Annotated in this window: 22 protein-coding genes; 8 read left to right on the top strand and 14 right to left on the bottom strand. The window is 61.8% G+C overall.

Features of this window, described 5'->3' with window-relative positions; all coding sequences use genetic code 11:
• Positions 1 to 3: 3 nt before the first annotated feature.
• The 10 genes from HU738_RS19620 to HU738_RS19575 all read right to left on the bottom strand — a co-directional run bounded on the left by HU738_RS19620 (position 4) and on the right by HU738_RS19575 (position 13,860).
• Entirely contained in the window at positions 4 to 1,161 is a 1,158-nt protein-coding gene (locus tag HU738_RS19620; protein ID WP_186601229.1) for an alginate O-acetyltransferase, read from the bottom strand.
• A gap of 10 nt (positions 1,162 to 1,171) precedes the next feature.
• The gene (locus tag HU738_RS19615) at positions 1,172 to 2,632 is read right to left on the bottom strand and encodes an MBOAT family O-acyltransferase (protein ID WP_186601230.1); all 1,461 of its coding nucleotides are present in this window, start codon (positions 2,630 to 2,632) and stop codon (positions 1,172 to 1,174) included.
• A 94-nt stretch (positions 2,633 to 2,726) separates the two neighbouring features.
• A complete protein-coding gene (locus tag HU738_RS19610; protein WP_176508259.1) occupies positions 2,727 to 3,830 on the bottom strand; it encodes a mannuronate-specific alginate lyase in 1,104 nt (367 codons plus the stop codon).
• 7 nt (positions 3,831 to 3,837) lie between these two features.
• Positions 3,838 to 5,280, bottom strand: a complete 1,443-nt coding sequence (locus tag HU738_RS19605) for an alginate O-acetyltransferase (protein ID WP_054884677.1) — start codon at positions 5,278 to 5,280, stop codon at positions 3,838 to 3,840.
• A 13-nt stretch (positions 5,281 to 5,293) separates the two neighbouring features.
• On the bottom strand, positions 5,294 to 6,853 hold the full coding sequence (gene algG, locus HU738_RS19600; protein WP_186601231.1) for a mannuronan 5-epimerase AlgG: 1,560 nt from the start codon (positions 6,851 to 6,853) through the stop codon (positions 5,294 to 5,296).
• Between the two features lie 16 nt (positions 6,854 to 6,869).
• The gene (locus tag HU738_RS19595; protein ID WP_186601232.1) at positions 6,870 to 8,348 is read right to left on the bottom strand and encodes an alginate export family protein; all 1,479 of its coding nucleotides are present in this window, start codon (positions 8,346 to 8,348) and stop codon (positions 6,870 to 6,872) included.
• A complete protein-coding gene (gene algK, locus HU738_RS19590; protein WP_186601233.1) occupies positions 8,345 to 9,772 on the bottom strand; it encodes an alginate biosynthesis TPR repeat lipoprotein AlgK in 1,428 nt (475 codons plus the stop codon). Before algK ends, HU738_RS19595 begins: the two co-directional genes overlap by 4 nt.
• 12 nt (positions 9,773 to 9,784) lie before the next feature.
• Positions 9,785 to 10,951 (bottom strand): alginate biosynthesis protein Alg44, encoded by a 1,167-nt coding sequence (locus tag HU738_RS19585; protein ID WP_176508263.1) that lies wholly within the window; start codon positions 10,949 to 10,951, stop codon positions 9,785 to 9,787.
• Positions 10,952 to 10,988: 37 nt separating this feature from the next.
• Complete coding sequence (locus HU738_RS19580) at positions 10,989 to 12,470, bottom strand: glycosyltransferase family 2 protein (protein WP_186601234.1); 1,482 nt, start codon at positions 12,468 to 12,470, stop codon at positions 10,989 to 10,991.
• Positions 12,471 to 12,543: 73 nt separating this feature from the next.
• Positions 12,544 to 13,860 (bottom strand): nucleotide sugar dehydrogenase, encoded by a 1,317-nt coding sequence (locus HU738_RS19575; protein ID WP_176508267.1) that lies wholly within the window; start codon positions 13,858 to 13,860, stop codon positions 12,544 to 12,546.
• 931 nt (positions 13,861 to 14,791) lie between these two features.
• Here HU738_RS19575 and HU738_RS19570 point away from each other — a divergent pair.
• The 3 genes from HU738_RS19570 to HU738_RS19560 all read left to right on the top strand — a co-directional run bounded on the left by HU738_RS19570 (position 14,792) and on the right by HU738_RS19560 (position 16,707).
• Entirely contained in the window at positions 14,792 to 15,232 is a 441-nt protein-coding gene (locus HU738_RS19570; protein ID WP_186601235.1) for a hypothetical protein, read from the top strand.
• A gap of 81 nt (positions 15,233 to 15,313) precedes the next feature.
• Positions 15,314 to 16,099 carry a hypothetical protein gene (locus HU738_RS19565; protein WP_186601236.1) on the top strand — a complete coding sequence of 262 codons (786 nt, stop codon included), beginning with the start codon at positions 15,314 to 15,316 and terminating at the stop codon, positions 16,097 to 16,099.
• Complete coding sequence (locus HU738_RS19560) at positions 16,096 to 16,707, top strand: ABC transporter ATP-binding protein (protein WP_186601237.1); 612 nt, start codon at positions 16,096 to 16,098, stop codon at positions 16,705 to 16,707. Before HU738_RS19565 ends, HU738_RS19560 begins: the two co-directional genes overlap by 4 nt.
• A 34-nt stretch (positions 16,708 to 16,741) precedes the next feature.
• Here HU738_RS19560 and yaaA read toward each other — a convergent pair whose 3' ends face one another.
• Positions 16,742 to 17,521 carry a peroxide stress protein YaaA gene (yaaA, locus tag HU738_RS19555; RefSeq protein WP_186601238.1) on the bottom strand — a complete coding sequence of 260 codons (780 nt, stop codon included), beginning with the start codon at positions 17,519 to 17,521 and terminating at the stop codon, positions 16,742 to 16,744.
• 137 nt (positions 17,522 to 17,658) lie between these two features.
• On the opposite strand from yaaA, the gene HU738_RS19550 reads away from it, so the two are divergent.
• The 5 genes from HU738_RS19550 (at position 17,659) to moaE (ending at position 21,724) form a co-directional block, all read left to right on the top strand.
• Positions 17,659 to 18,786 (top strand): polysaccharide deacetylase family protein, encoded by a 1,128-nt coding sequence (locus tag HU738_RS19550; RefSeq protein ID WP_176508281.1) that lies wholly within the window; start codon positions 17,659 to 17,661, stop codon positions 18,784 to 18,786.
• 282 nt (positions 18,787 to 19,068) lie between these two features.
• The gene (locus tag HU738_RS19545) at positions 19,069 to 20,463 is read left to right on the top strand and encodes a PhoH family protein (protein ID WP_176508283.1); all 1,395 of its coding nucleotides are present in this window, start codon (positions 19,069 to 19,071) and stop codon (positions 20,461 to 20,463) included.
• 96 nt (positions 20,464 to 20,559) lie between these two features.
• Positions 20,560 to 21,030 carry a cyclic pyranopterin monophosphate synthase MoaC gene (gene moaC / locus HU738_RS19540; protein WP_186601239.1) on the top strand — a complete coding sequence of 157 codons (471 nt, stop codon included), beginning with the start codon at positions 20,560 to 20,562 and terminating at the stop codon, positions 21,028 to 21,030.
• Complete coding sequence (gene moaD, locus HU738_RS19535) at positions 21,030 to 21,275, top strand: molybdopterin converting factor subunit 1 (protein WP_176508284.1); 246 nt, start codon at positions 21,030 to 21,032, stop codon at positions 21,273 to 21,275. Before moaC ends, moaD begins: the two co-directional genes overlap by 1 nt.
• Positions 21,276 to 21,277: 2 nt before the next feature.
• Positions 21,278 to 21,724 carry a molybdopterin synthase catalytic subunit MoaE gene (gene moaE, locus HU738_RS19530; RefSeq protein WP_186601240.1) on the top strand — a complete coding sequence of 149 codons (447 nt, stop codon included), beginning with the start codon at positions 21,278 to 21,280 and terminating at the stop codon, positions 21,722 to 21,724.
• Positions 21,725 to 21,749: 25 nt separating this feature from the next.
• Here the strand turns inward: moaE and HU738_RS19525 are convergent, their stop codons facing one another.
• The 3 genes from HU738_RS19525 to HU738_RS19515 all read right to left on the bottom strand — a co-directional run bounded on the left by HU738_RS19525 (position 21,750) and on the right by HU738_RS19515 (position 25,232).
• Positions 21,750 to 22,856, bottom strand: a complete 1,107-nt coding sequence (locus HU738_RS19525; RefSeq protein WP_186601241.1) for an extracellular solute-binding protein — start codon at positions 22,854 to 22,856, stop codon at positions 21,750 to 21,752.
• 155 nt (positions 22,857 to 23,011) lie between these two features.
• Complete coding sequence (gene rhlB / locus HU738_RS19520; RefSeq protein WP_186601242.1) at positions 23,012 to 24,475, bottom strand: ATP-dependent RNA helicase RhlB; 1,464 nt, start codon at positions 24,473 to 24,475, stop codon at positions 23,012 to 23,014.
• Between the two features lie 100 nt (positions 24,476 to 24,575).
• The gene (locus HU738_RS19515) at positions 24,576 to 25,232 is read right to left on the bottom strand and encodes an alpha/beta hydrolase (protein WP_186601243.1); all 657 of its coding nucleotides are present in this window, start codon (positions 25,230 to 25,232) and stop codon (positions 24,576 to 24,578) included.
• Between the last annotated feature and the right edge of the window lie 87 nt (positions 25,233 to 25,319).

Raw genomic sequence — 25,319 nt, 5'->3', positions numbered from 1 at the left:
CGATCAGTGATTCGTCCGGGTGGACGACAAGGCCAGGTTTTCTTCGGATTGACGTGAGTTCTTCAGCTGTGCGATCCACTGCGGATCGAAGCTGCTGAGGTCGTTGGTCATTGGCAGATAACGTTCGGGGAATTCCCACACCACCACTTGTGGCGCGGCGTTCTTGAAGGCATCGCTCTGCAGGTACTTGAGCATCGGCAGCAGCGGGCCGTGCCCGTCTTCGGCGTAGTTGGCGACGTCGCTGTGCAGCGCCTGCTGCAGCGCGCCGAGGAAGTTCCAGTGCGGGTTGGCGCTGTAGCTGGTACCCACCAGGGCGACCGGGATCTGGTTATCGGCGAACAGCGCGTCGCCGCCTTCGCCTGCGGCCTCGGCAGGGCGGGTCGTGCGTTGCTGCAGGTTGTCCGGGGTCGGCAGCAGGTTGCTGAACAGGGGGTCCAGGGGCAGGAAGTTGGTCAGGTCACCCTTGTACGGGGCGGTGCTGCCCGCTTCGGTGATAAAGGTCTGCGGGGTGCCGTTGAGCAGGCTCTGGCGGCTGACGGCCTCGGCCAGCGCTTGCGCCGCCACTTCGGCACCCATCGGCGTCCAGTGGGTGTCGGTACGCAGGAATACCTGACCGCGGGCCTTGGCCTGCTCCAGGGCTGCCATCAGGTCAGGGGCGAACACGTTGGCCTGGCGTGCCTGGGCATGGAACCGGTTGTACAGGTCGTCGTGCAGGCTGGCCGGTTGCTGCTTGCCGATGTACTCGGAATACACCCGTGCCTTGGCCGGAATGATCGCCAGCACCAGCTGGCTGCCATGCTTCTGCAAGGTGTCGCGTACCCCGCGGATCAGTGCCAGGTTGTCCTGCATCTGCTGCTCGGCACCGGCGCTGGGCTTGAACTCTTCGTCGCTGAACAGCCACTGGTCGCGGCCCAGCACCACGCCTGGGCGGCCTTCGTTGAACAGCTTGAAGTCCAGCGCGGCCCAGAGGTTGGTACCGAGGCGCTTGATCGGGAACTGGTCGTCGTAGTGGGTCTCGGCGGCCTTGGCCAGCTTGCCGTTGAGCAGGGTCATCTGCTCGGTGCGGTGGAAGCTTTCGAAGCCGCCGGTGGACCAGGCGCCCATGCCCACCAGCAGGCCGAGGAACGACAGGGAATAGGTGATGCGTAATGTCCGGGTCATGTCATCCACCTCAGAACTGGAAGTACAGGAACGGCGAGTAGCTCTGCGCCGAAAGCTTGAGGATCGAGGCCACGAACAGCAGCAGGATCAGGGCGCGGGACATCACCCGGGTCCAGTCCAGGCCGATCGAGCCGTCGGCGTTGACCTGGGCCGGGGTGCGCACGGCTGCTGCCGGGGTGGCGTTGCGGTAGAAGTCGCGCAGGCCGAAGAACGCCAGGGTGAGGTAGGCGATCACCAGGGTAGCTACCTGCAGGCCGGTGAGCTGGGCGCGGTTGAGTTCCGACAGCTGCCAGTCACCGAAGCTGAACATGGCGCCGTACATGCGGGCGGCGACGTGCAGGTTCTCGGCACGGAAGATCACCCAGCCGACCACTACCAGCAGGAAGGTGAAGGCCCATTTGACCGGGTTGAAGCGTTGCGGGTTGGTGTCGATGCCCAGCGCCCGCTCGATCGCCAGCCACATGCCGTGCCAGGCGCCCCAGATGATGTAGGTGAAGTTTGCGCCGTGCCACAGGCCGCCCAGCAGCATGGTCAGGAACAGGTTGCGGTAGGTGTTGAAGGTGCCTTTGCGGTTACCGCCCAGGGTGATGTACAGGTAGTCGCGCAGCCAGGTCGACAGGCTGATGTGCCAGCGCCGCCAGAACTCGGTGATCGACTGGCTGATGTACGGCTGCTTGAAGTTCTCCATGAAGCGGAAGCCCATCATCAGCCCCAGGCCGATGGCCATGTCGCTGTAGCCGCTGAAGTCGAAGTACAGCTGCGCGGTGTAGGCCAGAGCGCCGAGCCAGGCGTCGCCAGTGGTCGGGTTCTGCAGGGCGAAGCAATGGTCGGCCACCACCGCCAGGGTATCGGCAATGAACACCTTCTTGATGAAGCCCTGCATGAAGCGGGTGCAGCCTTCGGAGAACTTGTCCAGGGTGTGGGTGCGGTTGTTGAACTGGTCGACCAGGTCCTTGAAGCGCAGCACGGGGCCGGCGATCAGGTGCGGGAAGATCGCCACGAACGCGGCGAAGTCGATCAGGTTGCGGGTGGCCGGGGTGTCGCCGCGGTACACGTCGATGATGTAGCTGATCGACTCGAAGATATAGAACGAGATACCGATCGGCAGCAGCACGTGGGTGAGGATGAACGGTTCGAGGCCGAACGAGGTGATGATCGCGTTGAGGCTTTCGACGCCGAAGTTGGCGTACTTGAAGTAGCCGAGGATCGCCAGGTCCACGCCCACCCCCAGCAGCAGCCAGCGTTGGGCCGGTTTGGTGCGCACGCCGGCGGCGCCGACTTTCAGGCCGATCCAGTAGTTCCACAGGGTCACGCCGGCGAACAGGGCGAGGAAATCGACCCGCCACCAGGCATAGAAGATGTAGCTGGCGACCAGCAGCAGCAGGTTGCGATAGCGTTGCCCGCTCAAGTAGTACAGGCCTAGGAAGACCGGCAAGAACAGGAACAGGAACACGTTGGACGAGAAGACCATCCCGGTTCTCCTTTTTGTTCACAGCATCCGGGGCACAGCGCCCCCCAAACCCCCCACGCAAAAGGTGGGGGGACCTAGCCCCCGTGGGGGCGCGTTATTTCTTCGATTCCGCGCTCGGGTCGTAGACCCGGGTCATGTCGCCGCCAAGCCTGAAGCTGTTGAACGGCTGCATGTGCTGCTTGCGCTGCAGGGTGTCGCCGACGCAGTGGTACAGCGCGCACCAGGGCTCGAGCCAGGAGTACTTGCTGTCCAGCTTGAGGTCGGTCAGGTCCTGTTTCTCGCCGGCCCGTTCCTTGAAGTGACTTGGATCGCGGGCACCCGCCAGCACGCCTTCGCCCAGGCGTTGCAGGGCGAAGTTGTTCTCGGCGCGCAAGTCCACGCCGTTGGCCTGGGCGAAGCTGGCAATCATCGCCAGCGGCGGCAGGGCATAGTTGTGATAGGCCAGGGCACGCTGCTTGCGCTTGACTTCGTTGGGCAGGAAGCCCTGTTCGTCGACCTGGTTGGCGCCGATCTTGTATTCCTTCACGGCCCAGTCGAACAAATCACGGCGGTCAGTGGCGACGGCGGTGGCCATCACCGACCAGGCCGCCCAGTAGCTGTGGTTGTTGATCTTCTCCAGCGGCAGGTCGCTCCAGTCGCGCACGGTCTGCTCGGCGAGGCGGGCGAACCACTTCTCGATCAGCTCGGCCTCGGCCTGGTGCGCGGCCAGCGGCTGCGAGTTGGAAAACTTCAGGCGCAGCCACGAACCGCTCATGCTGCCCAGCGCCCATTTGCGCATGGACTTGCCGGTGTGGTTGTAGTCGGTGGACAGCAGCGCATCGGCGCGTGCCCAGGTACCGAGCCAGGCCAGGGTGCAGTCGAGCTGCGCCGGGCGACCGTCGCGCATGTACTGGCCGACCATCTTGCTCACACCCTTCTCGAGCGTGGTGATGTCTTCGGTGGACTTGCGGAAGGCTTTTTCCGAGGCGACGTTGAGCGTCGCCCGGGCCTTGTCCGAGCCTTCGTACTTGCTGCGAAACTGCAGCGCGCCGGTATACGGCTTGGGGGCTGGTTCGCAGCGGAAGTTGCCGTCACTGGTCTTCAGCTTTTCGATGCCCTCGTAGTAACCCTGCGGGGGCACCAGCGCGGCCTGTGCGGCGCTACCAAACAGGGCGAGGGTAAGCAGGGCGGGGCTGAAAATTCGCTTGAACATGGTCATGGTCGCCTCACTGGCCAGCCTGCGCAGTCTGCGCGGGCACGGCAAAGTTGTTGCGTTTGCAGAGCTTGGCTTCGACTTTCTGCGTGCCTTGTTCCGGGCCCTGGACTTCAAAGGCCAGCAAGCTCTGACCGGCCCAGTCTTCGTCTTCGCGCATCTGGAAGACGAAGCGGCCATCGGTGTCCGAGGTCTCTGGTTTTTCCAGCTTGATGTCTTCGTGACGGCCATTGAGGTACCAGAGCGTGGCCTGCAGCACCTTGACCGACGGATCTTCGAACTTGACGTCCATTTGCATGTTGCGGTTGATCAGGTCCTTGATCACGCCGCCCTTGCCATTGACCATCAGCTCGTTCTTGCCGGGCTTGAGGGTGGCGCTGGCGCTCATCAGGGCTGGGCGATCGTCGCAGCCGTCGTCGAGCAGGGCGAGGATCTGCCGCCAGATGGTTTCCTGGTCCAGGCGGTACAGGGGCGAGAATTCCCAGATGAGGATCTTCGGTGGGTTCTTCTGGAATTCTTCGCTGCCCAGGTACTGGATCATCGAGCCCTCCAGGCCGCCACCGGGGAAGGCGACGTTGAGCACGTCGGCGCCGATGTACTGCTCCAGGAAACCGGAGAAGTTGTAGTTCTTGCCACTGTGGCTGGTGCCGACCAGGGTGATCTGGGCGTTGCCGCTGTCACCGAACAGGTCGTCGCCGCCGCCGGTCGAGCCTTTCGGCTCGGTGGTGAACTGGTCCATGTACTGCACGGCGTAGCTGGTGCCGCAGAGCTGGCCGGCAACGTTGTGCAGGGTGCCGGTCTTGCCCATGCGCCCGGACTTGTGAGTTTCGAATTCCTTGCGCGGGATGCCTTCGAAGGCCGGCATCTTGTGCACGGTTTCGGCCACGATCTTCGCGGCGCGCTCGGCGCCGTAAGGCGTCCAGTGCTGGTCACCACGGAAGTAGAAGTCCTTGCCCTGGTCGGCGGCGGCCAGCTGCTCGTTGGTCAGCGGCGACAGGTCGGGGACGTTGTAACCCATGCTGGCGAAGCGCTTGAGCATGGCCTGGTAGTTGCCCAGTGCCTTCTGGTAATCGAAGGCGGCTTTCTCTTCCGGATTGAGCATGTTGCGGTTCACCAGGCCACGGGTTGGCTGGTAGACCACGACCAGTTCCACGCCGCGCTTCTTGAACGCATCGTGCACCTGCTGCAGGCGTTTGTAGCCGGCCGGGGTGGTATTGAACTCGGTGCGCAGGTCTTCGCGGGTACGGAACAGCCAGTCACCCTGAGCCTGCACCAGGGTGGTGAAGTTCTGCTGGTAGCGAGTGGTGTAGCGGCTCGCGTCATGCGCCTCGGGGCACAGCTGGCAGCAGGGCTCGGCGGTGAAGGTCGGGGCCTTCACTTCGTCGGCGCGCACGCCCTGGCTGATGGCCAGGAGGGCGGCGGACAGGCCCAGCAGTTTCATCAGGTGTGGAGTCATGGTCTGGGCTTCCTTAATCGATCATTTCGGTCTGGCGTTCGACCGGGTCGATCAGCACGGCCTTCTGCTGGCGCACCAGCAGGTCGAGGATTTCGTCCTGGCGTTCGCCAAGCACGCCGTTGAGGCTGATGCCGCTGGCTTTGCGCGGGGCGAGCATGGACACCTTGTACAGCTCGACCGACAGCGGCGAGTCGATCGACAGCGGGCCGGAACCGTTGGCCGACAGCTCGCCGCCGACCACGATCAGCGACACCTTGGTGTCGAACGGGTCGAGGGCGATGTCGCGGTCGGTATCGGACAGGTCCTTGATGTGCCCGTACACGCCGACCAGGCCGTTGGCCATGGCGATGTTCTCGTACAGGCGGATGTTCACGCTGTTGCGCACGCGGATGCCGTGGCGACGGTTGTTGATCAGCTTGTTGCCCCAGATCAGGTTGTCGCCGCTCTCGTACAAGGTGATGCCGTCGGTGTGGTTGCGGTAGATCTCGTTGTAGGCCACCAGGTTGTTGACGCTGTTACGGTCGATCACCACGCCGGAAAGCTTGTTGTCGTAGCTCTTGTTGTTGATGATCCAGCTGTCGTTGACCTCACGCGAAACGATGATGCCGTGCTTCTTCTTGGTGCCATACACGGTGTTGCCGGCGATGACCAGGCGGTGCGAGCGGTCGTGGGGGTCGATGCCGTAGACGATGTTGTCGTGGTAGGTGTTGTCCTTGACCACGAAGTCGGAGGTCTCGTAGCAATAGAAGCCGTACCACATGTCACTGAATGTCGAACCGATGATCCAGCCGGTCGGTTCCGCGCGGCCCATGCGCTTGGACATGTTCGGTGTGTACTGCGAGATGCTCACGCCATACGACTTGGACTTGGCATAACCGAAGCTGGCCATCGTGGTATTGACGATGTAGGTCTCGGTGCCACCCCACGACAGCAGGAACGGGCGGAATTCCTTGGGCGAGCGGAAGGTCGCCGGACCGTTGTCCTTCTCGCGCCAGCCGATCACCTGGGTGTCGGTGACGAACAGCTTGCCGTCGTTGACCAGGAACGAACCGCCTTCCTGGGACAGGCGCAGTTGCTTGACCTTGCCGTCGATCTCGAGAATGCCCTTCTGCCCGACCACGATCGGCAGGCGCGCCAGGTACACGCCCGGCTCGACTTCGCTGAGGTACTGCTTGGGCACCTTCTTGCTCAGCTCGACCAGGTCGACATGGCCGTCATCGATGAAGATCGCCTGAGGAATGCCGTGCTGGCGCTGCACCCACTCGGCGGCCTTGTTGTCGCCGCCGACGAATTCCTTGAGGGTGTCCTCCTGGAACATGCGGCGCAGGCTGACCTTGCCTTTGTGGCGGCGGTCGATCTTCTTCTGCACGGCCTGCGCGGTGTAGCCGGTGAGGTCAGGCAGTTTCGGCGGGTCCATCTGCAGCGGCTCGATCGGTGCGCTGGCCACGGTATAGGTCTTGGCCTGCTGCAGCTCCTTGGCGATCACCTGGGGCTCGGCGGCGACGGCCAGGTGGCTTGCCAGCAGCAAAGCGCTGGCAAGGAGGCTGGGACGGATGTGCGGGTGAAGGTTCATCAGGGGTCTCCCGGCCTCAGAAGCGCCAGATCACGTCGACGAAGGCGCGGTGCATGTACGAGTCCGCTTCCTTGCCATAGGCATCGCCCGGCTTGAACACACCGGCACGCAGGCGCACCAGGGCGGAAGGCTCGTCGATCGCCTGGCTCATCGAGGCCGGCAGCAGGCCTTGCTTGAAGTACTTGGTGACGACCACGTCCATTTCCTGGCCCAGGTCTTTTTCGCCATCGACCAGTTGGCGGTTCACGCCGTTGTCGTCGACCACTGCATTGATGCCGCTGGAACCGATGTTCTGGTTGCCGTCGACACGCCAGAACTTGTGGTAGATGAGGCTGGCGTCGTAGTCGTCGCGCAGCTGCCAGGAGGCAAACAGGGTGGCCGCCTGGAGGTTGCCCAGCTCGCCGCGGAAGGCTTCGCCGAAGCGGTGCACGCGCGAGCGGGTGCCGGTGAAGTTGGAGCGGTTGCTCTCAAGGCCGGTCTGCTCGAAGTTGTTCGAACCGTCGTCGCCACCGCCGCCACTGCCGCGGGCGTAGGCCGCACCGACCTGCCATTGCGGGTCCAGGCGCAGGCGGATGCCGAGGTCGGTGGCCCAGGCGTTGACATTGCCGCTCTGCTTGCCGGTGGCCACGGTCTGGTCGCCGACGGTCTGGCTGCTGAGGGTGTCGCGGTCACCGGTCAGCCAGGTGACGCTGCCCCAGTAGTTGACGGTGTGGTCGTTGCGCCAGTTGTAGGCGTCGCTGTTGGCTTCCAGGCCCAGCCAGGTGAGGTCGCCGGTGCGGGTCTTGTCCAGCGCGTCGACGGTTTCGCCCGGGTTTTTCAGGCTGCCGCTGTCATGGGTATGGTGGGCGCGCAGGCCGACCCAGTGACCCGGGGTCCACTGCGTGGCGACGTTGCCGTAGATGTGGGTGCGGTCCTTGTCTTCCGGGGCCAGCTCGGTGAGGTCGGTACGGTATTCGCTGAAGCGCTGGGCAACGCCCAGGTCGGCCTTGAGCAGGGTGGTGTCGAAGGTCCAGTTCAGCGCTTCGATGTTGGTGTCGCGCCACATGCCATCGTCGCTGCGCAGGCGCTGGCGGCCGAGGCGCAGTTGCTCGCCCGGGTAGGCAGTGAGGCCGCTGTAGCCGACCCAGAACTCGCGCATGGCCAGGTAGCTCTTGTCCTGCTTGCGGCCATCGGCGGCGGTGTCGGTGGTGGTGCCGTCGTCGTTCTGGCGCAGGGTATCGGTTTCGATGGTGTCGGTGGCGGTGACCGCCTGGCCCATGGCGTAGGCGCTCCAGTTGCCGCGCTCGCCGTACACCCAGGGGCGCAGGTCGAGGCCCAGGCCGTTGACGTCGCCGCCAGGGCGGGTGCCGAGGTCACGGTCGTCTTCCGACTGGCCGGTGATTTTCACATCCAGGCCGAAGTTCTTTTCGGCGGTCATTTCCGCCAGGGTCGGGCAGGACCACAGCAGGGCGAAGCTCAGGCCAATGCCGGCTTTCACGAATGGATTGAGCGTCATAGCGAGTCCTCAGCTTCTACTTCTTTTTCGTCGTCTTGCAGCGCTTCGAGGGCCAAGGTGCTGTTGGCACCCTGGAGCATGCTGCCGCGCGCCTGCTTTTCCTGCGCCAGCAGGTTCTGCGCCTGGGTACGCTGGTCAGGCGTGAGTTGCTGGTCGAGCTGCTGCAGCAGTTCGCTGGACTGTGGTGTCGGGTTGACCTGGGACAGTTGGGCGAACACCCAGGCGTTGCCCGGCTGTGGACGGATGCCATGGCCTTCGCTGAACAGCTGGGCGAGGGCATAGTCGGCGCTGTTCTGGCCGCCACGGGCGGCAGCCAGCAGGTGGTCGACGGCCTTTTGCGGCTCGACATGGCCCAGGTAACCGCGGCGGTACAGCTGGCCGAGGTAGTAATGGGCGCTGATTTCGCCGGCGTCGGCGGCGGCCTGCAGGTGTTGCTCGGCCTTCTTGGCATCGGCTGGCAGGGTCTTGCCTTCGTAGTACAGGCGGCCCAGCAGCAGCTCGGCGCGTGGCTGTTCGGCCTCGCGGCCCTTGTCGATGTAGGCCATCAGCTGGTCGGTGTCGCCCAGTTCGGGGAAGTCGTACAGCAGCTGCGCCAGGCTGACCCACGACGCCGGGTTGGCCGGGGCGACCTGTTCGAGCAAGTCCTTGGCGGTTTTCTCGTCGGTCTGGCCGAGGCTGCGGTCAGCCAGCACGCGGGCAACGCTGTCGACCCGAGTGGCCGGCACCGCGCCACGGCTGTAGGCGGATTTGAGCTGCCCAAGCAGGGCGGCCTGTTGATCGGCCTGGCCACGCTTCTGGTAAACGGTGGCCAGCTCGACGTAGCAGATGTCGGTAGCGTTCAGCGCGGCTTTGCAGATTTTCTCGACGTCGTCCAGGTGCTGGTCGTAGGTGCCCTGGGTACGGTACAGCAGCACCTGGGCCAGGCCCGCTTCCGGGTTGCCGGCGGCGCGCCATTGGTCGATCTGCTGCTGCGCGTTGACCTTGGGGAAGCTCTGCGGGTAGGTCAGGTAGAGCATCGCCAGCGGGATCAGGGTATTGCTTTCACCTTGCCTGGCGGCGGCCTTGAGCAAGGTTTGCGCTTCTTCACGCTCGGCCTGCGTGCTGTCGGGCTTGGCTACCAGCAGGCGGCCAAGGCGTGCCTGGGCACGCGGCGAGGTAGATGCGGCAGCGCGGTAGGTGGCTTCGGCCTCCTTGATTTTCGCCGGGTCGCGAGTGGCGACCTTGATGTCGGCCAAGCCCACTTGTGCGTCGCTGTAACCCAGGTCGGCCAGGGCCTTGTAGTTGCGCTCGGCCAATGCGGTGTCGCCGCGCTTGAGGGCTTCGTTGGCCAGGCGCTGGTCGGGCAGGCCCGCACAGCCGGCCAGGGCGACCGCGGCCGCCAGGGCACAGAGGCCCAGGCTTGCGCTTTTCTTATGGGGAATCATCACGGGATCCTCTTACAGACCGCGGGCTACGGCTTTGTCGATCAGCCAGTTCAGCGAAGGGCCACGGTCGCTGTTGACCGAAGCCGGGCGGCCGGCGAGTTCGGCAGGCATGGCGCTGTCGGGCTTGATCTGCACGCGGATGTCGGAGGCCAGGTCATCGCTGTTGAGGCTGGCGCTGCTGACGATCTGGCCAGTGCGGACTTCGTCCTCGCCGGCCACCTGGAAGTTGACCCGGGTGCCTGGCTTGACCTCGTCGAACTGGCGATAGCTGAAGCGGGCCTCGACCATCGGGGTGGTGGTGCGTGGCACCAGCTGGAAGATCGGCTGCCCCTTGGCAGCGTACTGGCCGTCGTCCACCAGCTGGCGCGCGACCACGCAATCGCACGGGCTGGTCAGGGTGCCGGAGAGCTGCTTGCCGAACAGTTCCTCGATCTTTGCCGGTTCCAGCTGCGAGTCGTCCAGGCTGCCCTTGAGCATGTCCAGCATGCTGGTGGTAAAGCTGGCCAGCGGTGCGCCTTTGACGATCTGCCCGCCGGTTTCGGCCAGGCTGTTGACGGTACCGTCGCGCGGCATGGTGACGGTGGTGGTCGGCACGGCGACCACGCCGGCTTCGGCATGGCTGACGAAGTACATGCCGTACAGCGATTTGGCGACGAAACCAAAGGCGGCCACACCGACCACGAACACGCCGAGGGTTACCGTCACGGCCTTCAGCCGGCCGAAGGCGGACAGGCCGGAGCCACTGTCCTTCTGCTTGCGGGCCTTGGTGAAGTTGTCGCGCTGCAGGGTGCTGAGCACGTCGCCGACGGTGATCAGCTCACCCGACAGGTGGGTGGTGATGATGTGGCGCAGGGTGGCGATGTCGCGCGGTTCGAGGTTCTGGAACTGCGCGCCGGTGCGGCCGCTGCTGCGGTCGTGGGCGCGCACCTGGAATTCGATGTCCATCGACAGGCCGAGGTTGTCGACCGTGAACTGCAGGCGACCGCGCAGCACTTCACCGACCGACAGTGGCTGTTGGGTGTGGAAGCTCAGGCCACCGGCGGAGAGGTCGTCGACCTTCACATCGTGGGCCTGGCGTTCTTTGTCGAGGAAACGCAGCTTGGCCGGGATGCGCACCCGGGCGTGTTGGCGCTGGGCTTCGGACTCATGCACGACGTTGACGTTCACGGCGGTATTCATCTTGGTTTGTTCCTGTTAGTTCCGATCCGGGTTGGGCTCACACGACCATGAACAGCACAGCGACGAAGATGCTGGCAGCCGAGAAGGTCATGGTCCGCGAGGACCAGGTGTTGAACCATTGTTGAAAACTGGCGAGGTCACGCTTGAGGGCAGTCGGTTGGCGGGTCCAGGACTGCTTGTCGAGGCGGAAGAACACGTAGATCTTCATCAGCGCGCCGACGATCTGGTTGTAATAGAGAATCAGCGGATAGGCCGGGCCGACGTTGTGGCCGGAGCACAGCAGCATGACGGTGAGGATCAGGCGGGTGATGCCGATCCACAGCAGGTACACCAGCAGGTAGCCCATGCCGAACTTGAGGCTGGCGATCACCGCCACGGTCAGCCCGAGCAGGCTGGTCCACATCGACACGCGCTGGTCGAACAGCACGATGCTGGTGAACAGGCCCAGGCGGCGCAGGCCGAGGCCCAGTGCACGTGAGTTCTGGCGCAGGTTGTTGCCGTACCAGCGGTACATCAGCTTGCGGCTGGCCTTGAAGAAGCTCTTCTCTGGTGGGTGCTCGACCGTGTTGATCGCGGCGTCTGGCACGTAGAAGGTGTCGTAGCCCAGGCGCATCAGGCTGAACCAGCTGGACTTGTCGTCACCGGTGAGGAACTTGAAGCGGCCCAGGCGCCAGTGCATCAGCGAGTCGCTTTCGACGTCGGCGATGAACTCAGGGTTGGTCACGACGCTGGCGCGGAACATCGACATGCGCCCGGTCATGGTCAGCACGCGCTTGGACAGGGCCATCGAGCACATGTTGATGTGGCGCTGGGCGAAACGCAGCTTGTGCCACTCGCTCATGATGTAGCCGCCGCGCACTTCGCAGAACTCGTTGGTGGTCAGGCCGCCGACGTTGGGGAACAGCTTGAACCACGGCACGGTCTTGCGCACTACGCCTTCGCCGAGCACGGTGTCGCCGTCGATCACCGCGACCACGGCGTTTTCATCAGGCAGCATCCGCGAGATGGCGCGGAACCCGTAGGCCAGGCCGTCGCGCTTGCCGGTACCGGCAATGCGCACGATGTCCAGTTTGACGTGTGCGGGCGGGTTGTAGCGGGCCCACAGGCTCTTGACCAGCAGTTCATCGGACATCTCCACCAGCGAGCAGACCACGGTGGTGGGGTAGCCGCATTCGATCGCTTCGCGGATCACCGAGCTGTACACCTGGGCGGTGGTCAGCGCTTCGATACGGAAGCTGGTGACCATCAGGTACACGTGCGATGGCGCGGCGGAGTCGCCCATCTTCTGCACTTTGCGGCGCAGATACGGGTAGACGCCGTAGAGGAAGATCATGCCGCGGATGAAGTGGGTGGCGCCCATGGAATAGCGCCAGATGCCGACTGCGCCGACCAGGAAGATGAAGTGCTTCGACTGCGAGTCGAAGATATCGGCTGGCAGGGCCAGGGCGATCAGCATGAGCAGGCTCATGTAGAGCAGCCACCCGGCGCACTGCAACAGCACTGTCTGGAGCCTTTGCATGTTCAGCATCCGTCGAGAATTCGGGAAAGGGTGGGCAGCGATGGTGGGGAGGCCACCGCTGCCCGGTCGGGCATTACCAGCAAATGCCTTCGGTACGGCTGGTGGTGCAGGTTGGCTTGCTCATGAAGCCGACCAGGTCGATCACCTGCTTGCCTTCCGGCGCTTGCTCGGCAAGGGCGCGGAACTGCTCGTCACGGTTGCCCAGGACGATGATGTCGGCGTTGTCGATGACCTTCTGGAAGTCGGCGTTGAGCAGCGACGAGACGTGCGGGATCTTCGACTCGATGTACTCTTTGTTCGCCCCGTGGACGCGGGCGTACTCGACGTTCTCGTCGTAGATATCCAACTGGTAGCCCTTGCCGATCAGGCGTTCGGCCAGTTCCACCAGCGGGCTTTCGCGCAGGTCGTCGGTGCCTGCCTTGAAGCTCAGGCCGAGCAGGGCGACCTTGCGCTTGTCGTGGGCTTCGATCAGCTCGAAGGCGTTCTGCACCTGCGATTCGTTGCTGCGCATCAGCGAGTCGAGCAGCGGTGCACGCACGTCCAGGGAAGCGGCGCGGTAGGTGAGGGCGCGCACGTCTTTCGGCAGGCACGAGCCGCCGAAGGCGAAGCCAGGGCGCATGTAGTACTGCGACAGGTTCAGCACCTTGTCCTGGCAGACGACTTCCATCACATCACGGCCATCCACGCCGACCGCCTTGGCGATGTTGCCGATCTCGTTGGCAAAGGTGACCTTGGTGGCGTGCCACACGTTGCAGGTGTACTTGATCATCTCGGCCACTTCGATCGGCTTGCGGATGACCGGCGCGTCGAGCTCTTCGTACAGGGCTTGCAGCACGTCGCCGCTGGCCTTGTCCAGTTCACCGATGACCGTCATCGGTGGGTGGTCGTAGTCCTTGATCGCGGTACTTTCACGCAGGAACTCCGGGTTCACGGCAACACCGAAGTCGGTACCGGCCTTCTTGCCCGAGCAGTCTTCGAGAATCGGGATCACCACGTTCTTCACGGTGCCCGGCAGCACGGTGCTGCGGACCACGATGGTGTGGCGACGCTCGCTGTCGCGCAGCACGTAGCCGATTTCGCGGCACACCGACTCGATGTACTCCAGGCCCAGGTCGCCGTTCTTCTTGCTCGGGGTACCGACACAGATCATCGACACGTCGCTGGCGCGGATGGCCTCGGCGAAGTCGGTGGTGCCACGCAGGCGGCCGTTGGCGATGCCTTGTTGCAGCAGTGCTTCCAGGCCAGGTTCGACGATGGGCGACTTGCCCTGGTTGATCAGGTCGATCTTGGTCTTGGACACGTCCACACCAATCACGTCATGACCTCGCGCCGTCAGGCAGCCTGCACAGACCGCACCCACATAACCCAAACCAAAGATGCTGATACGCATCGCTATCACCTCATGTGTTTATCACGCCAGCTCTTCCGGGAAGAGCCGGACTGGGTTGATTAACAACAGTTTTCAGGCGCACGGATCCATGGGCGAAAGCTCACTTCGCCGAGCGCAGGCATGAATAAATCCGTCGCGCACAAAGTTGTGCACTAAAAGTTGGCAGTATTAAGCCAGTACTTAAAAGGCGTGCCCTGTAATGCAGCCGTCTTTATTGCAAAGCGCTACTTGGCGCCATGCTGTGCTTGTTTTTTCAAGTGGAAAAATCCTTTGAAATCAACCACTAGGACGAGTTTGAAAGGGCGCGTTACTCCTCTTTGGGCAGCGCCTGCGGGGGTTCCCGTTGCGTCTGCCAGATTATCGAAGCGGGTAGTGATACCTGCCGGTTGTCATCTGTAAGTCATTTCTCACACCGCAGGGGCAGGAAATTCGTTACGGCACTATGAGCGATGGGGCGTGGGAGAAGTTCCGAGGTGGGTTCCGCTTCGATGAAAGATTTTTAAATAATTTTTCAGTAGCTAATACTTTCAAACTGATAGCACGTTGCAGTTTCGCCCCCGTATATAAAGGACATGGTCGGAGCAGGATGTTGGAGTGCCATCATGGAAAAAATTTTTTCGAAATCCGTCAAAAAAGCACGAACGGTCTTATGACGGTTGGCGATAAGCCTGTCTGTGTCGTTTTTATGGCGCCTGTTTCTTGACTTTCCGGCATTTGGACAACCGCCCCGCAATGGGGCGTTGGTTGTCACATATCCAGTAACACACAAAGGCCTCACGAAATCTAAGGCTTTTTCCGGGGCTGCCGTTATTCCCTTTGGACGCTCCGTTGAGCTGTCCATGTACGACGGAGCGTCTTGGGCAGCCTCAGGCCACTGGCCCGCGAGGGCGTCTCATCCACCAGATAACACGGAAGAGACGGGATAAAGCTTATGAAGAAAACAACACAGGTGCTGATCGGCGGGGTATCGCTGCTGCTGGCTGGGATGGTCCAGGCTGGGCCGCCCGTTGAAGTGATCATCAAGAATCTCGGGACGCAAGCTGCGACCATGAAATTGGTGACCTCCAATGAAACCAGTACCTACCAGATAGCAAACCCACAACCCACCAAGACGATTCAGGCCGCATCGTCGACTTCAATGCGCGTTCAGCGGGTTGTCAGCCCGGATGTGAATGCCGCGATGATCCGGTACACGATCGGCGGGAAGACCTGTGCCTTCGGCACGACATTCCAGATGCGAACGTTACCTGGAGGAATCAAACAGCCTGAATGGACCAAAACGGCAACTCCTAGCGGCGGAGCGATCTGTACAGCGACAATTACAAGTACGTCCGCAGATTACTCATGGAAAGTTGAATTCACCATGAAGTGACAATCAGCCCAACCGTGCACTGCCTTGATAAGCAAGGCAGTGCTTGGGTTCGATCCGGTCTTGTATAGCGAGGTTTAACTGATGGATATCATCAAGGGTCGCTCTGTCCCGCGTAGTGAGTCAGGTGCGCTGCCAATTATCAGGCAGGCGGATGAAGTAGTAATTCAGAACACTCAACATCCTGTCGCTCGGTCGGACGGTCCAGAAGAGCAACTGTCTAGTTTGGCCAGGAAACTAAGTGCTGCCGCCGCGGAGGCAGCACAGCGTGACAGTCGACTTTCGCGCGAGGAATTGGCCGATCTGGCTGTGCGGATCATGGACCGCATTGGAGGTCTAACCTATTCATTGGCAAAGGATTTTTTTGATTCGCAGTTGCCTGATACGGAAGATGAGGAGTGGCTTGAGCGCGCTCGGCAGGCGAATGATTTTGCCAAGGGAAAAGGAGAAAATCCCTTCAAAGGGCTGCCTCGTGAACAACTCAGCCTGATTGTGCATGATGACAGCGGAGCCTTCACCGTGAGTGAACGCCGTGCAGCATTGATGGAAAAAACAGATCAGCATAATCAGTGGGCAAATTCCATTATTGGCAAGATGAATGCTGAATATAAGCTGACGGGACGTACTGATCAGGGTTTGCGCGAAATTCTTGACTTCTATAATTCATTGCCGCCAATAGAAGTTGCAGAGTATGGGAACTACGAGGCCACTATCATGATGCAGCTATCTTTGCAGGAAGTGGAGTGGCCATCGTTCAATACTTCATTGGTCGACATGGTAGTTAAACAGTGGAGAACAGATGAGCAGTCGTCCTTGAAGCCGTTTGACCCCACCCTCGATGCGATTGATGAGACGGGCAAGAAAGGATGACCCCGTTTATTGCACTGCACGGCATCACCCGCCGTCTCGGAGGCGAAGCCGTCCTGCAGGACGTATCGTTATCTCTCCCCGCAGGCCCGTCATGCGCCATCATCGGTGCATCCGGATCTGGCAAAAGCACGTTGCTCAACCTGATTGGTCTCCTTGACCAGCCCTGTCACGGGCGCCTGGTCCTGGATGGGCGTGAACTGGCACACGCTGATGACGACCAGCGTGCCATCACCCGTAATCGCCTGCTTGGTTTCGTGTTCCAGAGTTTCAACCTGCTGCCAAGGCTGTCCGTGCTGGACAATGTTGCGTTGCCGTTGAGCTATCGTGGCATCCGGCTGGCTTCGGCTCGGCAGGCCGCCAAGGTTGAGCTGGAGAAGGTCGGCCTGGAGCATCGGGTGAAATATCGCCCTGCCGATCTGTCCGGTGGCCAGCGTCAGCGAGTGGCAGTTGCCAGGGCTTTGATTACACAACCACCGATTCTGCTGGCCGATGAGCCCACGGGCAACGGGCCGACGAAACCCAGGCGCCGCGCAAAGTACCGGTCACGGCCGGTCCGGCAGGGGTGCAGGGGGTCGAAGTCCAGGGCCTGGAAAGTGGTTACGTGCTGATTGCGCCGGAGCCGCCAGATGGCTCCGATCTTGATCATTCGGCCGGGTGATCGCGCAGGAACACCAGGTGATCCGGCTTGGACTGCTCGGCACTGTAGTAGTAACCCTGCACGTCGAACTGCTTGAGTTGCTCCGGGTCGTTGACCCGCTCCTGAATGACGAAGCGGCTCATCATGCCGCGGGCCTTCTTGGCATAGAAGCTGATGATCTTGTACTGGCCGTTCTTCAGGTCCTTGAAGTCGACGTTGATTACCCGGGCCTTCAGTGCGCTGCGTTTCACGGCGCTGAAGTACTCGTTGCTGGCCAGGTTCAGCAGCAGGTCGTCGCCTTGGTCGGCCAGCGCCTGGTTCAGCCATTCGCTGATGCGCGTGCCCCAGAAGGCATACAGGTCCTTGCCGCGGGCGTTGGCCAGCTTGGTGCCCATCTCCAGGCGGTAGGGTTGCATCAGGTCGAGGGGACGCAGCAGGCCATACAGGCCGGAGAGCATGCGCAGGTGCTCCTGGGCATGGCTGAAGTCGTCTTCACTCAGGGTTTCGGCATCCAGGCCGGTATACACGTCACCTTTGAAGGCCAGCAGTGCCTGCTTGGCGTTGGCCGGAGTGAAATCAGGGGTCCAGCTGCCGAAGCGTGCGGCATTGAGGCCGGCGAGCTTGTCGGACAGGTGCATCAGCTCGCTGATCTGCGCGGGCGACAGTTCGCGCAGCTGCAGGATCAGTTCCTGGGAATCGTCCAGGTATTGCGGCAGGGTGAAGCGCTCGGTCACCGGCGCGGTGTCATAGTCGAGAGTCTTGGCGGGGGAAATCACCGTCAGCATCGGGTCGGCTCCTGAAATCGTTGCGGGGAATTCTACGGTTCGCGGCCAGGAACGCCAAACTATGGCGACAATAGTCACAGACCATCGTCAGAGCAGGCGTTATAGTGCGCGTTTTGGCTGTCACGGAGAGATTGATCGTGCGCATTGCCGGGGCCTTGCTGGCCACCTTGTTGAGCTTGGCCGCCCAGGCCGCCCCCGTGCCCCCGGCCAGCCTGGACCGCAGCCAGTGGCCCGAGCAACTGGATAGCCCGGTGCTGTTCGACGTCGCCTCGCGGGCCGAGATCCTGTCGTTTGCCCGAGTCCTGCATGAAAGCGAGCTGCTCGACGATGCCACACTGGCTGCGCGGCTGGGTTTGCGGCAGATCAACCTGCAGAAGATTCGCGCTGTGCGTGCGCAGATGTGGCAGCGTTTGTGGCAGGGCTACCAGCAGGCCCAGCGCAGTTGCGAGCAAGACGCCTCGTTCTGCTATCTGCTGGAGTCAATGGCCGATTTGCGCACCAAGGCGGCGACATTCGCTGCCGATGTCGGCACGTTCTATACCGGTTGGATCGAGCCGAGCCATCAGTTCCATGTCCGTTACCTGGATGAGCAGTTGCGCAAGGCAGCGTTGTTACCGCAGACCAGCAGCGAGGTCGAACGCCTGTCCAGCCGCGAGCGCAATGGCGATGAGCTGAACGACCGCCTGTTTCTGCTGACCTTCGTCGGTGGCCCCGGGCCTGATGGCGCAAGTACCGATGAACTCACCGAGTACCTGCGCAAGCAGAAGCTGCAGGGCACCTTCTTTGTCCTGGGCAATCGCCTGCAGCAGCGGCGCGATGCCGGCACGGCCAACGCGCTGACCGATCTTTACGCCGGCCAATGCGTGGGCATCCAGGGCTGGGAATATCGCTCCCACGCCCAGTGGCAGGGCTGGCAGGATTCGATCAAACGCGCCCAGGCGCGGGTTCAGGCCGACCTGCCGGAGCAATACGTGCCACTGTTCCGCCCGCCTTATGGGCAGCGCCGGGCTGACGCCGAAGCGTTCATGGCTAGCCAGCAGCTGCGGGTTTCGCTATGGGACATCGACGCTCAGGATGATGGCGCGCTGACTGCCGAAGCGTCGGCCCAGCGGGTGATAACCCTGATGCTGTTATGGCGCAAGGGAGTGATCCAGTTCCATGACAGCCTGCCCAAGGCTCGGACGGCGGTCGAGTGGTTGCTGCACAATACCGCGCAAAGCGGCATTGGCTGGGAGGGTTGCCGCGATTACGCCTATCGCGAATAGAGGGTATGACTTCTGACTGTAGTCTCGTCTGGTGCTGCCGCCAAGCGCTCTTCGTCAATCGGAAAAATAAACTTCAAAATCTCGTAAAAATGCTTTTTTCGGTCATGGCTTTTGCGGTATGAAGAAACCAGACAGCCGATTCCTGCAGCACAGGTGGCGTCATCCAGGCCCACCTTGCCAGGTACGCTTCCCGCCCGTAGCAACGCGGATACGGGGAGAACGGCGGTCACTCTGCGGCGCACACAGAGCGTGCCGTGTGGCTTCGACATAAGGTGACCGAGTATGGATGACCAAGGACGCAACCCTTCCTCCAGCAAGCCAATCCTCTATGTGCTCGATACCAACGTCCTGATTCACGACCCCAACGCATTACTCAACTTCGAGGAGCATCACGTCGCCATTCCGATGACGGTGCTGGAGGAACTCGACAAGCTCAAGACCGGTAAACAGACCATCGCCGCCGAATGTCGCCAGGCCATCCGCCTGATCGACCAGACCCTCGGTGACGCTTCGCCCAGCGATGTCGAGCAGGGCGTACCGATCCAGCGTGGCAAGAGCGGCGCCAAGGGCTACCTGTCGATCCTGATGAGCCCGCGCAACGAACCCAGCAAGTTGCTGCCGGAAAACCTCAACGACAACATCATCATCAACACCCTGTTCGAAGTACGCAGCCGGCGCACCGACCTGGACGTGGTGCTGGTTACCAAAGACATCAACATGCGCCTGAAGGCGCGCGCCTGCGGGATCGCGGCCGAGGACTACAGTACCGACCAGTTGGTTGACGACGTCTCGCTGCTGTCCAAGGGCTATCACTCGGTCACCGGCTCGTTCTGGGACCGGGTCAGCAAAGTCGATACCCGCCAGGAGCGTGGCCGCACCTGGCATCGGGTGCAGATGATCGATAACCTGCCGGCCGTGCATATCAACGAGTTCATCATTGATGAGCAGGGTTTTGTCGGCTGGGTAAAAGGCATTCGCAACGACGAACTGCTATTGCTCGACCTGCACCAGGAACCCTTGCTGCACCAGGAAGCCTGGGGCCTGAAGCCGCGGGACATTCATCAGAGCCTGGCGCTGTTCGCCTTGCTCGACCCGGACATCCACCTGGTCAACCTGACCGGCGCTGCCGGCTCCGGCAAGACCATCCTGGCCCTGGCCGCGGCCATCGAGCAGACCATGGTCAGCAAGCGCTACCGGCGCATCATCGCCACCCGCAGCGTGCAGGGGCTGGACCAGGAGATCGGCTTCCTGCCGGGCACCGAGGCGGAAAAGATGGAGCCTTGGCTGGGTGCCATCACCGACAACCTGGAAGCCTTGCACATGGACGATGAAAGCACCCATGGCAGCGTCGAATACATCCTCGAACGCGTTCCGCTGCAGTTCAAGTCGCTGAACTACATTCGTGGGCGCAGCTTCCAGCAGAGCCTGATCCTGATCGACGAGTGCCAGAACCTCACGCCGCACCAGATGAAGACCATCATCACCCGGGCCGGCTCCGGTTCCAAGGTGGTGTGCCTGGGCAACCTGGCGCAGATCGACACGCCTTACCTGTCCGCGACCAGTTCGGGGCTGACCTATCTGACCGAGCGTTTCAAGGACTTCCCCCATGGCGTGCACATCACCTTGCAGGGTGTGCCACGCTCGGTGTTGGCCGAGTACGCCGAATCTCACCTGTAGCGCTCCCGGCCGGGCGGCCCGCCGCCCGGCTTTTTTCCGCTGCGCAAACCTGACCCACGGGTTTACACTCTCCGTTCCCTTCACAGGAGCAGAGCAGTGCTGACTCATCTTGATTCCCAGGGGCGCGCCAACATGGTCGACGTCACTGAAAAGGCCGTGACCGAGCGCGAGGCCGTGGCCGAGGCGCGGGTGCGCATGTTGCCGCAGACCTTGCAGATGATCGTCGACGGCGAGCATCCCAAGGGCGATGTGTTCGCCGTGGCGCGCATTGCCGGCATCCAGGCGGCGAAGAAGACCAGTGACCTGATCCCGCTGTGCCACCCGCTGATGCTCACCAGCGTCAAGGTCGAACTGAGCGCCGAAGGCCAGGACGCGGTGCGTATCCTCGCCCGCTGCAAGCTGGCCGGCCAGACCGGCGTCGAGATGGAAGCGCTGACTGCCGCCAGCGTCGCTGCGCTGACGATCTATGACATGTGCAAGGCGGTGGACAAGGGCATGGTCATCGAACAGGTGCGCCTGCTGGAAAAAATCGGCGGCAAAAGTGGGCACTACAAGGTGGAGGCGTAATGAAGGTCAAGGTGATGTACTTCGCCCGTTACCGTGAATTGCTGGGCGTTGATGCCGAGCGCCTGGAAGGCGAGTTCAACGTGGTCGACGATGTGCGCCAGGCCTTGGTGGCCAAAGGTGGGCAGTATGCGGTGCTGGCCGAACAGAACCTCATGAGTGCGCGCAACGAAGAGCTGTGCAAGCTCGACGAGCCGCTGGAAGAGGGCGATGAAGTGGCGTTCTTCCCGCCGGTGACCGGAGGCTGAACATGGCAGTGCGAGTGCAACACGGGGCGTTCGACCCGGGGGCCGAGGTCAATGCCATGCATGCGGCCAATGTCGGCGTTGGTGCCGTGGTCGGTTTTGTCGGCTATGTCCGCGATTTCAACGACGGTCGGGAAGTGGCGGGGATGTTCCTCGAACATTACCCAGGCATGACCGAGAAGGCTCTGGCCAAGATCGTGGTCGAGGCCGAGCAGCGCTGGCCGTTGCTCAAGGTCGAAGTGCTGCACCGCATCGGTGCGCTGGAGCCGGGTGAGCCGATCGTCTTTGTCGGCGTGGCCAGTGCCCATCGGCAGGCGGCATTCGACGCCTGCAATTTCATCATGGACTACCTGAAGACCCGGGCGCCGTTCTGGAAGAAGGAAAATACCCAGGAAGGGCCGAGGTGGGTGGAAGGCAAGCAGAGTGACCAGGATGCGGCGGGGCGCTGGTAGTTGACGCAGCCTTGAGCCGGGTGGTTCAACTGCCTGTTTTTATTCTGCTCCATGCTCGGGTACGGATACGTTCGGCAGCATGTGGCAGTGCTTTCAATGGAAATAGCCTGTTCATGACCCCGGGCGATGGCTGGTCCAGGCGGTTGGCTTGAACGGTCGGCTCCAGTAATGCTCTGGAGGTTGAATTGGCGTTCGGGTATCCGAGATAAGTCGAGTTGACGGTGGCGACATCGGCACCTATCAAATGATCGATCAATGCCAGGCTGGCCTGCGGGTTGCCCGCATCCTTGAGCATTACCAGGTTTTCAGTCCAGATTGGCGCGCCTTCCTTGGGAATGCGATAGCGTAGATCGCGCTTGATACCGTTCTCCTCAAGGATCCGCCTGGCATCATGAATGCCCCCGCTCCAGGTGATCACGGCGCATAACTCACCATTGATCAGGTCTGTTACGAACTTGCTCGAATCGAAGTAACGTACATGCGGGCGGATCTTCATCAGCAGCGCCTGAGCTTGTGCGTAATGCTCCGGTTTTTCGCTGTTATCCGGCAAGCCCAGATAATGCATGGCTATCGGCATGATTTCCGCTGCGGAGTCGAGCATGGCTACGCCACACTCGCTCAGTTTCGCTATGTTTTCTTCTTTGAATATCAGGTCCCAGGAGTCGACAGGTGCTTCATCTCCGAGCACCCGAGCCACGAGTTCTGCGTTGTATCCGATGCCGGTGGTACCAATCAGATAGGGGACGGCATACTGGTTGCCAGGGTCATTGGCCTGCAATTTATCCAGCACATCCGGGTCCAGGTGCTGCCAGTTCTTTAGCTTGCTGGTGTCGAGCTTCTGCAAGGCACCCGCGCTGATCAAAGCTGGCAATGCATGGTCAGTGGCCATCGTGAGGTCATAGCCGCTGCCGCCCGTCATGACTTTGGCAAGCATGATCTCGATGCTGGCGAATGTATCGAGGATAAGCCGTGTTCCAGTCTGCCGTTCGAATGTTTGCAGGGTCTGTGGATCGATCAACTGGTACCAGTTGTAAAAGCGAACGGTGTCTGATGCAGCATCTATCTGGGCGCAAGTCAGGGTAGCGAGCACCGCCAGAACGCGTGAGCACAGGGCGAGACGAAGTTGCTTCATGGCGGTTTCAGCTGGCTGATGAGGAGCCGCCGACTATCGCCAAACCGCTGGTACTCTATAAGGTGTGAGCTTTTCCCTGTGAGCGGGGCGGCGCCAGCGAAAAGCTGCAGGGGGAGCCGGCACAGAAAGACTGCGCCGGTAACTGCCGCGCTGACTCAATGGTGCTTGCGCGGCACCGGTTTGAGCAGCTCATCTGGCGGCATCTCGCACTTGATCTTGCGCCCCAGCAGCTCTTCGATCGCCGGTAGCTGGTAGGAATCATCCTCACCGGCAAAGCTGATCGACACGCCGCTGGTGCCCGCGCGGCCGGTACGGCCAATGCGGTGCACATAGTCGTCCGGGTCTTCCGGCAGGGTAAAGTTGATCACGTGGCTGATGCCGTCGATGTGGATCCCGCGCCCGGCCACATCAGTGGCCACCAGCACGGTGATGCGCCCTTCGCGGAAGTTTTCCAGGGTGCGAATACGCTTGTGCTGCGGTACGTCACCGGACAACTGCGCGGCATTGATACCGTCGCGCACGAGTTTTTCCTCGATGCGCCGTACCTCGTCCTTGCGGTTGGCAAACACCATCACCCGTTCCCAGTTGTTCTGGGTAACCAGGTTGTAAAGCAGTTTGTACTTGTCGCTGCCGGCCACCGCGTAGACGTGTTGTTCGACCGTTTCGCTGGCGACGTTCTCCGGCTCGATCTCGACGATCGCCGGGTTGGTGGTCCACTGCTTGGCCAGGTTCATCACGTCGTCGGTGAAGGTGGCGGAGAACAGCAGGGTCTGGCGTTCGCTCTTCGGCGGGGTCTGGCGGATGATCTGCCGCACCTGGGGGATGAAACCCATGTCGAGCATGCGGTCGGCTTCATCCAGCACCATCACCTCGACCATGTCCAGGTGCACCTCGCCGCGCTGGTTGAAGTCCAGCAGGCGGCCCGGGGTGGCCACCAGAATGTCGCAATGACGGGCTTCCAGCGCTTTGAGCTGCTTGTCGAAGTCCATGCCGCCAACGAAGCTCATCACGTTCAGGCCGGTGTACCTGGTCAGGGCAACGGCGTCCTTGGCGATCTGCACCACCAGCTCGCGGGTTGGCGCGATGATCAGCGCACGAGGCTCGCCCATGTAGCGCTCTTTGGGCGGCGGCGTCTGCTGCAGCTGGGAAATGATCGAAATCAGGAATGCCGCGGTCTTGCCGGTACCGGTCTGGGCGCGGCCGATGGCGTCCTGGCCGGCCAGGGTATAACCCAGTACCTGCGCCTGGATCGGCGTGCAGTAAGGGAAACCGAGGTCGTGGATGGCGTGCATCAGCTCGTTGGAGAGCTTGAAGTCGTGGAAGCGGGTCTTGCCCTCTTGCGGCTCGACCACGAAGTCTTCCGGCTTCCACAGGCTCGCCTGGGGCTTTGGCTTGCGTTCGCGGCGTGGTTTGTCCTTGGCCGGCTTGTCGGCAGGCGCTGCCACGTGGGCGGGTGCTTCTGCTTTGGCGGTGGGCTTGGCGCGGGGCGCGGCCGGTTTCGGCGCGGGCCGGGCCTCGGCAGTGGGGGCGGGCGCCGTCGGCGTCACGCTGGCAGCAGGAGCGGCGGGCTGTGCCGCAGCGTCTCCTTTGCCGAATATTTTCTTGAGTGCCTTGAGCACGATCGTCTCATCAACTGGTTAAGGAATGTACGCCGGGCAGTGTAAAGCAAGATTTGGGCGCGGCGTAGCGGAAAACTCCCACAACTACAAATGCTCGGGCTTATTGCAATTGCTTGCTCAGCCAGTCGTGGATATCGCTCAGTTCTTCGACCACCACCTCGTGCTCCATCGGGTATTCATGCCAGCGCGCGGCGACACCCCAGGTATTGAGGTATTCGAACGCGGTGCGGCCCATGGACGGAATCACCACCGAGTCGTGCACGCCATGCAGGCAGAGGGCCGGGGTGCGTTGCTGGCAGGCGCTCAGCTGGTGGCCATCGGTGAAGGTCGGGGCGTAGGTGGACAGGGCGATCACTCCGCCCAGCGCTTCTTGCCACTTTATATAGGCAGTGTGCAGCACCACCGCGCCACCTTGGGAGAAACCGGCGATGAAGATCCGCGACAGGTTGATGCCCTTGGCCTGCTCGGCCTTGATCAAACCGATGATCTGCTCGGCTGATGCTTCCAGCTGTGCTTCGTCGATGGCGCGGGCCGGGGTCATGGCCTTGATGTCATACCAGCTGGGCATGGCGTAGCCGCCGTTGATGGTCACTGGACGGGTCGGTGCCTGCGGCATCACGAAGCGGGTGCTGGTCAGCCGTTCCTGCATGAATTCGGCAACAGGTAGGAAGTCGTAACGGTCGGCACCCAAACCGTGCAACCAGATCACACAGGCGTCAGCGGTTTTCTGAGGTTCGAGAATCAACGGGTTGGTCATGACTGCTCCGAAAGAGTGCGGATGTTATTAGGCCGTGCGTGAAAAGAAGGCGCTGCAATTGATTGTCGGAAAAAGAATGTCGCAACG

The organism is Pseudomonas vlassakiae, assembly GCF_014269035.2.
Taxonomy (GTDB): Bacteria; Pseudomonadota; Gammaproteobacteria; order Pseudomonadales; family Pseudomonadaceae; genus Aquipseudomonas; species Aquipseudomonas vlassakiae.
This window is presented reverse-complemented; position numbering and strand designations above follow the sequence as displayed.